Origin of the sequence: Aequorivita aurantiaca, assembly GCF_030410135.1 — a bacterium.
GTDB lineage: Bacteria > Bacteroidota > Bacteroidia > Flavobacteriales > Flavobacteriaceae > Aequorivita > Aequorivita aurantiaca.
Genome location: NZ_JAUGQQ010000005.1, coordinates 1 through 11019, shown reverse-complemented (window position 1 = coordinate 11019; position 11019 = coordinate 1). Strand labels below are relative to the sequence as shown.

Here is an 11019-nt window from a genome sequence, read left to right as displayed (position 1 = left end):
GAAAACGAAATCGAAATCAATTACTGCTATCACTGATTACTGAACACTACCTGCTCCCCCAAGCTTGCAAATTGACCATTTTCTCTAAGGAATTTTCTATTGAATCGGGTAAATTCGGAAAAAAATCTATTCCCGTTTTCTCTTCAATTTCATCGATGGAAACAGCGTATTCATAAAATGGTTCGCTCGAAGGTTTATTCGGAATTAAAAAAGCAACGGCCTTATAATTTCCATCGGAAGCGTCCACAATAATTTTATAGAATTCATTGGGAACCGAAACATTTTCCTCGCCAATGGTTTTTAGGTTTCCTTTTAAAACCCCACCAGTCACAACATATACACCATTGTACTTTTCAGCCCAAAATCGAACTTTTTGTTCTAAACGATTCCAAATTCCGCTGTTGAAATCATGATCTTGCGGACTTATATTGCTCGTCAAAAAAGTTTCATTAAATGCTTCAACAGAGAATTTCCTATCGGCAGCCGGACAAAGATGGCCACGGTTAAAACCGGAATTTTTATAATTGCGCCAATCCGCCGATTTGGTTTTTACACTATTGTCCTCAATGAAATATGGCCTTTCAAATTCATTTTTTGAAAGATGTGCCGGCTTCAATTCGTACGCCACCCATTCTGCTTGCTCATTCTCTTCGGAATAGGAAAGCGTGAAAAAGTTGTGTTTTACAACCGCTCCCGTCGTTGAAGTTGGCAAAAAAGAATCGTCAAATTCTTTGGAATTGGTTTCAATTGTATTTAAAACCTTTGGAGTGGAAGCATCGTTTTCCCCAAAAAAATCATCGGAATAATACAGTGCAACAGTTACAAGAATTATAACCAACGGGTAAATATATTTTCGGTTCATTTCATTTTAAAATTAAGAATTGCGCACATCCATCGCATCGCGCAGCGCATTTCCGATTAACATAAAAGCGGTGACCAAACTCATAATTGCCAATCCAGGAATGAGTGCGAGGTAGGGTTTGCCGAGAATAATATAGGAATAATGGTCTTTTATAATTCCGCCCCAACTGGGCATAGGTGGCTGGGCACCGATTCCCAAAAAACTTAGGCCGCTTTCGATCAAAATGGCTCCCGCAAAATTTGCCGCGGAAATAATAATTACTGGCGCCATACTGTTCGGCAAAATATGTTTTGTGATTATTCTGAAATCATTATATCCCAAAGCACGGGCGGCGGTAACGTATTGCATCTGTTTTACGCCCATTACTTGCCCGCGAACCACGCGTGCAACTTCCACCCACATTGTTAAACCTACGGCAATGAAAACCTGCCAAAATCCTTTGCCCAACGCCAATGTAATGGCAATAACCAACAGCAATGTGGGGATGGACCACGTAACATTTATAAGCCACATAATGGCTGCATCAATTTTGCCGCCGAAATAACCTGCGGTGGCGCCCATCGTAATTCCAATTATCAAAGAAATAAAAACGGCAACAAAGCCAATTGCCAATGAAATACGGATACCGATGAGCATCCGACTTAAAAGATCGCGACCGTATTTATCGGTTCCGAGGAGAAATTTTTTCTGTGAAATATATTTATTGGGAATTTCCTTTACGGCAGTTGCTTCTGGGAAAAGAGAAAGCGCATAATACTTTTGCAGCCCAGCCGTTCCATCTGAAGTATATTCAGTGATTTCAATGGCATTTTGTTTTATTAAATATTTTGAAACGGGGATTTCCGTATCGGCATTTTTTTGACCGAAAAAGAAAACGGAAATAGGATTTTGTTCATCCACGGCGGTAGGAATCGTCAACATTTTCACTGAAAATCCCGGATTTTTGGAATGGATGGAAAGATGCATCTGATTTGCGTTTTGCGAATTGTCCGGAGCCAAGGCATATGCAAAAATCGCAATGAGAACACAGGCCGTCAAAAACCCGAAACTAAAAACGCCCCAAAAGTTTTTTTTGAACTTTTGGAGCGCTATTCTAGTTAATGAAGTGGAATTTTTCACACTTCAAATTTAATAAAATTTCGCTTGCTTATTGTGGAATAGGCTACAGCTTCTAACTTTCATTAATTTTTAAGATCGGCCACTTTTCCCGCTTTAATGTTGTTCAGTTTTAAATCCTCCAACACGTGTATGGCTTCTTCTATATACATATCCTTACTTAAGTTTTTGTGCCATCTCTTTCGTTTTTCAGAAAGGGTTGTGTCCTGCTTCATCATTGCAGATTCATAAGGAAGTGATTGAAAGTTCAATTGATTGTCATACTCATCTATTGCCTCGAAACGTTTTGTCTCTTTTTTTCGTTGTTCAATTTCGGCGCTGTAATCGTTGTAATTAAGATTTACTACTTTTTCATCGCGTCGTTCTTTGATCCATTTTGCGTTATCATCAATCAGTTTTAATTGATCATTTTGTGCCATTCTAGCATTACTTTTTTGAATGGTCTCTTCATAATCTATATAACCATCCCATATGTTATATTTTGCTGCATCAATTTTATCATACGGCAACGGATTGGGATAATCCCTTTCCCCAACATCAATGTAACTGTAGCGGTCGGGCATTACCACATCACTCTTTACGCCTTCCAATTGTGTTGAACCACCGTTGACGCGGTAGAATTTTTGGGAAGTTATTTTCAGTGCGCCCAAATCGCCCAAATCATTTTTACGAAGCCATTGGTTTAAGTCTATAACGTTTTGGACTGTCCCCTTTCCGTAAGTTTGCCTGCTGCCAATAATGATTGCCCTTTTGTAATCCTGCATGGCTGCGGCCAAAATTTCTGAGGCAGAAGCGGAAAGCTCGTTAACCAAAATAACTAAGGGTCCGTCCCAAACCACTTCACTATCCTTATCTTCAAGTACTTCCTTATTTCCTGCGGAAGCAACTTGCACAACGGGTCCTTTTTTAATGAAAAAACCTGCAATATCCACGGCAGTTCTTAATGATCCTCCACCATTATCGCGAAGGTCCAGAACAAGGCCTTCCATTCCTTCTTCCTTCAATCGGAGAATTTCCTTTTTAACATCGGTCGCCGCATTTCTTTCTTTATAATTTTCCATATCAAAATAGAATTGCGGCAAATTTATCAATCCGAATTTTCGTCCGTCCTTTTCAATAAATGATGATTTTGCGTAGGTTTCTTCTAATTCCACCACGTCACGGGTAAGAACTTTATCCGAAATTGTGCCATCCACATTTTTAATGGTAAGGGTAACTTTGGTTCCTTTTGGGCCTTTTATAAGTTTTACGGCATCGTCAATACGCATTCCCACTATACTCACGGCATCTTTTTCATCCTCTTGCCTTACTTTTAGAATTGCATCGCCAACTTCAATTTTCTCACTTCGCCAAGCTGGGCCACCGCTAATAATTTCTATAACGGTGATGTAATCATTTTTCTTTTGAAGCCTCGCACCGATGCCCTCAAGTTTTCCGGACATTTGAAGATCGAACCGATCCTTATCCGGCGGGGCAAAATAATTGGTGTGGGGGTCATACACTTCAACAATGGTGTTTAAATAAATGGAGAAGTAATCCTTACGCTCCAAATCTTTAGTGAAATCAAAATATTCATCCAATGAAGTTTTTGTGGTTTCGCGAGATTTTTTCTCAAGTTCGGCCAGCGATTTTGCTTCAAAAGGTTCCTTTGTTTCGGATTCAGATTTTTTAGCCATGGTAGCTTTTTTATCCTCATCATTCTCAGAATCTTTCGCCGCGGTTACGCCTTTTTCCTTATTTTTTTGATCTTCCACTAAATCATAATAACTGGACAACGTGGTAAATTTTAACTGTTGTTTCCACCGGGTTTTTAAGTCCTTCTTATTTTCAGCGTAAGCCAGCTTATCATAGTCTACGTTTATGATTTCCTTTTCAGTATAATCAAATGGTTCGTCTAAAACTTCGGGGTATATTTTTTTTACATATTCCATTCTTTCCTGGAAACGATTGTACACTAGGTTGAAGAAAGAAAGGTCCTTATTTTTGATTTGATCATCAATCTCCCTTTTGTATTTGTTGAATTCGGCAATATCGGAAGCCAAGAAATATCTTTTCAACGGATCCAGTCCTTTTATAAAATTTTCGTAAACATCCGCAGAAAACTCATCATTTATATTTTTCGGGTCATAATGCCCTTTTTGAAGCACGTAGGTTATGAGATCCAAAAGTATTTTATCTTTATCGGGGTCGTTAAATTCCTTGGTGGTAAAACTGCAGGAGGCTACCGCAACAAAAACAGCCAGGAATAAAACTTTAAAATTCTTCTTCATTAAACGCATAATATATTGGATTTTAAGAGTGCCTAAATTATATAAAAAACTGTGCCATTAAAGCAATTAGGTAATAATTTTTTGTTAAACAACTTTTCTGAAAATGGAAATTTGTAATTCTGCTCAGGATGGTCAATGGGAACAAAATTAATAAATGTATTTTTGCTCTTTAAAAATTCATAATTAGGATGTCAAAAAAACGACCCCTCATTTTAGTAACTAATGATGACGGTATCAACGCCCCAGGAATTAGAACTTTAATTGAAGTAATGAATACCATTGGCGATGTTTGCGTTGTCGCCCCGGACTCTCCCCAAAGTGGAATGGGCCACGCCATAACTATTAACGATGCATTGTACTGTAATAGTATTAAAGTGATCAATGGCGATCCGCACACGGAATACAGTTGCAGCGGCACACCGGTGGACTGCGTGAAGCTAGCGGTGAACGAAATCCTAAAACGAAAACCGGACATTTGCGTAAGCGGTATCAACCACGGAAGCAACTCCTCCATAAACGTTATTTATAGTGGCACAATGAGTGCTGCCGTGGAGGCCGGAACGCTGGGTATCCCCTCCATTGGGTTTTCACTTTTGGACTATTCATTGGAAGCCGATTTTGCTCCATCAAAAAAGTTCGTGAAAATTATTACCGAACAGGTTATGAAAAATGGACTGCCAAAAGGAGTTGTATTGAATGTGAATATTCCAAAATTAAACGTTTCAGAAATTAGGGGCATTAAAGTATGCCGGCAAGCCAATGCACATTGGCAAGAAAAATTCGACAAACGGACCAATCCATTAGGTCGTGAATATTACTGGCTCACCGGCGAGTTTGTAAATGAAGATAAAGGAGAGGATACGGATGAATGGGCACTTAAAAACGGCTTCGTGTCTGTAGTTCCGGTACAATTTGATCTAACTGCCCATCACGCTATGAAAGAGCTAAATATGTGGGATCTATAATAAATGAAACAAATAATTGATAGCCAAAAACTTTTTATGAAACCACATGTAAAAGAAGTATTAATCGGTTTGTTGATAGGTTTGGCGGCAAACATGGCGGGCACCTATTTATATATATTCTTTTTTTCTAAACTGAGTTTGGAATCTACTTTAAAGTCAGCCTTGGAAGAGGGTTTTATGGGAAGTTTAATCGCTTTGGGTGCTATTTTGAACCTTATAGCTTTCTTTCTTCTATTGAAAAAAAATCAGATTTATCGTGCCCGCGGCGTTGTTTTGGCCACGGTATTGGCCGCTTTACTTATTTTGATTTCTAAATTCTTCTGAAATAAAAAGGAGTTTCGCAAATTACTCGTTATCTTTTAACCCTTTAAAATTTAGCTGAATGAAACGTGCGGTTTTCCCCGGAACTTTTGATCCCATCACGCTTGGACATGTAGATGTTATTGAGCGGGCCCTGCCTATTTTTGATGAATTGATCATCGCCGTAGGTATAAATGCGGATAAAAAAACGATGTTTTCCTTAGAAGAAAGAATCCAATTTATAAAACACACTTTCGAGCACGAGTCCAAAATACAGGTAAAGAGTTATTCAGGTTTGACCGCCTTATTCTGCAAGTCAGAAAATGCACAATTTATAGTCCGCGGTTTGCGAAACTCCACAGATTTAAACTATGAGCAACCCATTGCGCAAACGAATTACAACATGACCAAAGTGGAGAGTGTATTTTTAATCTGTTCGCCTGAAGTTTCGAATATATCATCCACAATTGTTCGCGATATTATGAGAAACAATGGAGACTTTTCAAAATTAGTGCCTTTGACAGTAAAATAAGATATGAAAAAACCCTTTCAGCTATCTGAAAGGGTTTTTTATAATGTATTTTAAAATGAAATTATAGCGCCGCTACGTGCTTTGCCATATTTGATTTTAAGTTGGAAGCTTTGTTACTATGAATGATATTCTTTTTAGCCAATTTATCGATCATTGACACAACAGAAGGAAACATTGTTTCTGCTTCTTTTTTATCAGTAAGCTCCTGGAATCTCTTCATGGCATTACGAGCCGTTTTATGCTGGTAACGGTTACGCAAGCGTTTTGCCTCGTTGCTTCTAATTCTCTTTAATGCTGACTTGTGGTTTGCCATTTTACTTTTATTATATGCTTGTTTTTGTAGTCCGTAGGGGAATCGAACCCCTGTTACCAGGATGAAAACCTGGCGTCCTAACCCCTAGACGAACGGACCATTTTTCTTTTTGAATGCGGATGCAAAAATACAACTATTTTTGAATGGCGCAAATCCAAAATTACTTTTTTCAAAAAAAATTAATACGCTCTTGCAAAAATCACTTTTCCTGAAGATGGTTTTCCAGTTACCATGCACTTTCCGGCCTCATTGTCTCCTTTGAAAGGTATGCAGCGAATGGTTGCTTTGGTTTCATTTTTGACTTTTTCCTCTGTTTCTGCAGTTCCATCCCAATGTGCCAAAATGAAGCCGCCTTTGGAATCCAACACTTTTTTAAACTCCTCATAGGAAGTTACTTCTGTTGTGTTTTCAGCTCTGTGGGCAACCGCTTTCATATATAGATTCTCCTGAATTTCCTCTAATAATGCAACCACAGTTTCAACGACATTTTCATTTTTAAAGAGTTCTTTTTTAAAAGTATCCCTTCGTGCAATTTCGACAGTGCCGTTTGCAACATCCTTTGGGCCAATTGCTATTCTTACGGGCACGCCTTTCAATTCATATTCATTGAATTTCCATCCTGGTTTCTGCGTATCGCGGTTGTCATATTTTACACGTATTCCTTTAACTCTAAGATTATTCATTATAGTTTTGGCAACAACATTCACGGCTTCAAATTCTTCTTCATTTCTATAAATTGGCACAATCACCACTTGGTCCGGGGCCAAGTTGGGAGGCAATACCAAACCATTGTCATCACTATGGGTCATTACCAAAGCACCCATCAAACGTGTGGAAACTCCCCATGAAGTCGCCCAAACATAATCCAAGGCACCATCTTTTGCAGTAAATTTAACATCAAATGCCTTTGCGAAATTTTGCCCTAAAAAGTGGGAAGTTCCCGCCTGTAACGCCTTCCCATCTTGCATCAGAGCTTCAATACAATAGGTTTCCAAGGCGCCGGCAAAACGCTCGCTAGGTGTTTTTGTTCCTTTTACAACAGGTATTGCCATAAAACCTTCAACAAAATCGGCATAAACATTCATCATTTGTTCGGCCTCAGCGATTGCTTCATCCTTGGTGGCGTGGGCTGTGTGGCCTTCTTGCCAAAGAAATTCTGCAGTTCGCAAAAATAAGCGGGTACGCATTTCCCAACGCACAACGTTTGCCCATTGATTAATCAATAACGGCAAATCGCGATAGGACTGTATCCATTTTCTGTAGGTATCCCAAATAATCGTTTCGGAAGTGGGACGCACAATCAGCTCTTCTTCCAGCTTTGCATCCGGGTCAACAATAATTCCGCTTCCGTCCTCGGCATTTTTGAGTCTATAATGAGTAACGACAGCACATTCTTTTGCGAAACCATCAACGTGGCTCGCCTCTTTGCTAAAGTAGGACTTGGGTATAAATAGTGGGAAATATGCATTTTGGTGCCCAGTTTCTTTAAACATTCTATCGAGCTCCGCCTGCATTCGCTCCCAAATTGCATATCCGTACGGTTTTATGACCATACATCCCCGCACCCCTGAATTTTCGGCAAGATCTGCCTTGATTACCAATTCATTATACCATTTTGAGTAATCTTCTTCCCGTGTTGTCAGATTCTTTGCCATATCGCCCTTTTTGGCACAAATCTTGTGCCTTTGTTAAATGATTAGTTATTGTCCGCAAAACTACTTATTTTTATGAAGTTCAACAATAAAATTACCTTAGATATGTTCACTAAAGATTTCAATATAAGACGTTCCATACCAATAGCACTGATGGGTATTTTCCTAATTGTGCTAACCGCATGTGGAACCCATAATAGCGGTTATAATCAAAACGATGGGATTTATTCCTCGGGCAGCAATGCCTATTCTGAGGGGAATAATGCAGAGAAAGATTCCTATGAAAAATCAAACTATTACAAGCAATATTTCCAGTCAAAATCCAATGCATATTCTGATCTTCCCGAAGAAGGTGCTATTTTCACTGATATAGATTCTTATTCCACCACCGAGAGTTTAGATGAAGAGGGGAATATAATTATTGAAGAAAAATACAGTCAAGAAGGTTATGGACCCTGGGGCAGCAATTCCGAGAACATAACAGTAAACATTTATAATTCGGGCAGTTATGGATTCTATAATCCTTATTGGTATGGCGGCTATTGGGGATGGGGATACCCTTACTATTCATATCACACCCCATACTGGGGAATAACCTACGGTTGGGGCTATCCATATTATGGATACGGTTATGGCTATGGATACGGTTATCCCTACTATGCATATGGTTATTACTATCCATATCACAATTATTCGCATTATAATAATGTTTCCTATAATAGGGGAAGAAGAAATACCGATTATTACAGGTCTTCAAATCGAGGTGACTCGAACGCTTCCACAAGAAGTTCCTCTTACAGCCGCTCGGAAAACGTCCGTCGCGTAAATACCAATAGTGTACGTGCAAATACCACCCGTGCAAACAATAATACTACTACGCGCAACAATTCAAATCAGGTTATAAGAAGCACTCGTTCCAATACAACTCGAAGTGGTAGTTATTCACAACCTACGCGAAGCAATACAACTAGAAGCACACCAAGCAACAATTATTCTTCTCCCACCCGAAGTAGCAGTTCGGGATCCATTAGAAGTTCTGGCAACAGTGGCCGTTCAAGCAGTGGAAGCTCCAGAGGTGGCGGCGGAAGAGGCGGAAGAGGCTAAATAATTATATATATTATAATACGGATTTCTATGTTATGCCCATAGCACATTTCTCTCTAAGCTGAAATGCTATTATGGGCATTTCTTATATCCATTCTAAAAAAAACTAAATGAAAAATACATTTTTACTTTTGATAGCTGTAGTTTCAAGTACAATTGGTAGTTCTCAAGACATAAGGGATGGCCTTAGATACAGCACCGGTCAAAATATTGGAACTGCAAGATTCACTGCCCTTAGTGGAGCAATGGGTGCTTTGGGCGGCGATTTCTCTGCTGTTGACATAAATCCAGCTGGCGGTGCAGTATTTCTAAATTCCAATCTAATGTTTTCTACCGCTTTGTTTGACATAGAAAATAAAGCTGATTATTTCAATAATAAAGAAAAAAGCATTTCCGATGTTGTTGCTCTTAATCAATTCGGAGGAGCTTTCGTAATAAACAATTCCAATGAAGAATCTGCTTTCAAAAAATTCACCATTGCTTTAAATTATGACATCACCAAAAGCTTCGACAATGAGGTATATATAGCGGGAACCGGTAACAATTCCATCGGAAATTTCTTTTTGGAGCAAGCTCAAGGCATACCTTTAAGTCAATTGGAATTACAATCCGGAGAAAGCATTTCAAGCCGATATCGCTATTTGGGCGAATCCCAAGGAAGCTTTGCCCAAAATGCATTTTTAGGATACCAGGGGTTTTTGTTTGAGCCCGCAGATCCCAACAATCCTTCCAATTCCGCATATATTTCGAATATAGCCGATGGCACGTTCAATCAGGAATATATCTATCTCTCTCAAGGCTATAACAGTAAATTCTCCATAAATCTTGCAGCCCAGGTTACCGATAATTATTTTTTAGGTGTCAATTTAAACACTCATGCCATTAACTTCGATCAAGGATCCTATCTTCGTGAAACCAATAACAATCCTGGCACTACCGTGAGTGGTGTTGGTTTCGAAAATAACCTCTTCGTAAATGGGGTAGGAATATCAGCCCAAGTCGGGTTCATTGCCAAAATTGCAAATAATTTTCGTTTAGGATTAGCATTTGATTCGCCAACTTGGTATCAAATCTCGGAAGAAACTACTCAATATCTTGAAACCCGTCGTGATTTTCAAGGCCAGACCATTTATGAAGAAATAGATCCAAGAATAATCAATATCTACGAAGATTATAACCTTCGTACACCGGCAAAAATCAATGCCAGTGCAGCATATATTTTTGGGCAAAATGGATTGATCAGCATTGATTACTCCTATAAAGATTTTTCCACAATTAAGTTTAGCGAATTATATAATGATTCCTACAACACTATTTTTAATAATTTGAATTACTCTATAAACAACACTTTAAAGGGTGTATCAACCATTAAAGTCGGTGCAGAATATAGAATAAATCAGCTCAGCCTCAGGGGAGGTTTTCATTATGAGGAAAGTCCCTATAAAAATAATGAGACCGTCGGCGATCTTTCAGGTTTTTCTTTGGGAACGGGTTACAACTTTGGGCGTTTCACCTGTGATTTTGCCTATTCTCGATCCGAACAAGAATATATTCAACAATTATATCCCGTTGGTTTGACAGATGCTGCAAATATCAACTCCATTTACAGCAATTTTATACTGTCTCTTGGTTTTCATTTTTAAAATGCCAAATACTCACCTCTATGTATTTTGTGATCAGCGAAAAATATGATTAATTTTTTCAAATTTTTTTATACTTTTTTTTACAGAATAAATTTACTTGCCATTAGAATGATATCGAAGAAAAATAAAGCGCCCCGTAAAATTTACGGGGCGCTTTATTTTTTTGCTAATACTTGTTTATCGTTTTAGGGTAAAATGTCCTTTGAATTCCTTTGGGTTCCCGTCCTCGGTATACTCCACGCGGAACCAGTAGTCGCTGGAT

General features: G+C 38.7%; 10 protein-coding genes and 1 tRNA gene. 5 read left to right on the top strand and 6 right to left on the bottom strand.

Translation table 11 applies throughout. The features are described 5' to 3' along the window. Positions 1 to 46: 46 nt before the first annotated feature. The 3 genes from QRD02_RS08860 to QRD02_RS08850 all read right to left on the bottom strand — a co-directional run bounded on the left by QRD02_RS08860 (position 47) and on the right by QRD02_RS08850 (position 4248). A complete protein-coding gene (locus QRD02_RS08860; RefSeq protein ID WP_290254581.1) occupies positions 47 to 862 on the bottom strand; it encodes a DNA/RNA non-specific endonuclease in 816 nt (271 codons plus the stop codon). A 12-nt stretch (positions 863 to 874) separates the two neighbouring features. After that, positions 875 to 1981, bottom strand: coding sequence for an ABC transporter permease (locus tag QRD02_RS08855; protein WP_290254580.1), 1107 nt, complete (start codon positions 1979 to 1981; stop codon positions 875 to 877). Between the two features lie 62 nt (positions 1982 to 2043). Then, on the bottom strand, positions 2044 to 4248 hold the full coding sequence (locus tag QRD02_RS08850; RefSeq protein WP_290254579.1) for a carboxy terminal-processing peptidase: 2205 nt from the start codon (positions 4246 to 4248) through the stop codon (positions 2044 to 2046). A gap of 188 nt (positions 4249 to 4436) precedes the next feature. Between QRD02_RS08850 and surE the strand changes: the two genes are divergently transcribed. Genes surE through coaD form a run of 3 tightly spaced genes read left to right on the top strand, consistent with a single transcriptional unit; the run spans position 4437 to position 6045 of the window. Further along, positions 4437 to 5213 carry a 5'/3'-nucleotidase SurE gene (gene surE / locus QRD02_RS08845; protein WP_290254578.1) on the top strand — a complete coding sequence of 259 codons (777 nt, stop codon included), beginning with the start codon at positions 4437 to 4439 and terminating at the stop codon, positions 5211 to 5213. A gap of 36 nt (positions 5214 to 5249) precedes the next feature. Then, positions 5250 to 5537, top strand: coding sequence for a hypothetical protein (locus QRD02_RS08840; protein ID WP_290254577.1), 288 nt, complete (start codon positions 5250 to 5252; stop codon positions 5535 to 5537). Positions 5538 to 5595: 58 nt separating this feature from the next. Continuing rightward, positions 5596 to 6045 carry a pantetheine-phosphate adenylyltransferase gene (gene coaD, locus QRD02_RS08835; RefSeq protein WP_290254576.1) on the top strand — a complete coding sequence of 150 codons (450 nt, stop codon included), beginning with the start codon at positions 5596 to 5598 and terminating at the stop codon, positions 6043 to 6045. Positions 6046 to 6106: 61 nt separating this feature from the next. Here the strand turns inward: coaD and rpsT are convergent, their stop codons facing one another. The 3 genes from rpsT to proS all read right to left on the bottom strand — a co-directional run bounded on the left by rpsT (position 6107) and on the right by proS (position 8013). Beyond that, on the bottom strand, positions 6107 to 6358 hold the full coding sequence (gene rpsT, locus QRD02_RS08830; RefSeq protein WP_068762697.1) for a 30S ribosomal protein S20: 252 nt from the start codon (positions 6356 to 6358) through the stop codon (positions 6107 to 6109). A 27-nt stretch (positions 6359 to 6385) separates the two neighbouring features. Further along, a tRNA-Glu gene (locus QRD02_RS08825) sits at positions 6386 to 6457 on the bottom strand. Positions 6458 to 6537: 80 nt separating this feature from the next. Beyond that, the gene (gene proS, locus QRD02_RS08820) at positions 6538 to 8013 is read right to left on the bottom strand and encodes a proline--tRNA ligase (protein ID WP_290254575.1); all 1476 of its coding nucleotides are present in this window, start codon (positions 8011 to 8013) and stop codon (positions 6538 to 6540) included. 48 nt (positions 8014 to 8061) lie between these two features. On the opposite strand from proS, the gene QRD02_RS08815 reads away from it, so the two are divergent. After that, a complete protein-coding gene (locus QRD02_RS08815; RefSeq protein ID WP_290254573.1) occupies positions 8062 to 9114 on the top strand; it encodes a hypothetical protein in 1053 nt (350 codons plus the stop codon). Positions 9115 to 9224: 110 nt separating this feature from the next. Continuing rightward, positions 9225 to 10757 (top strand): OmpP1/FadL family transporter, encoded by a 1533-nt coding sequence (locus tag QRD02_RS08810; protein WP_290254572.1) that lies wholly within the window; start codon positions 9225 to 9227, stop codon positions 10755 to 10757. Positions 10758 to 11019: the final 262 nt, after the last annotated feature.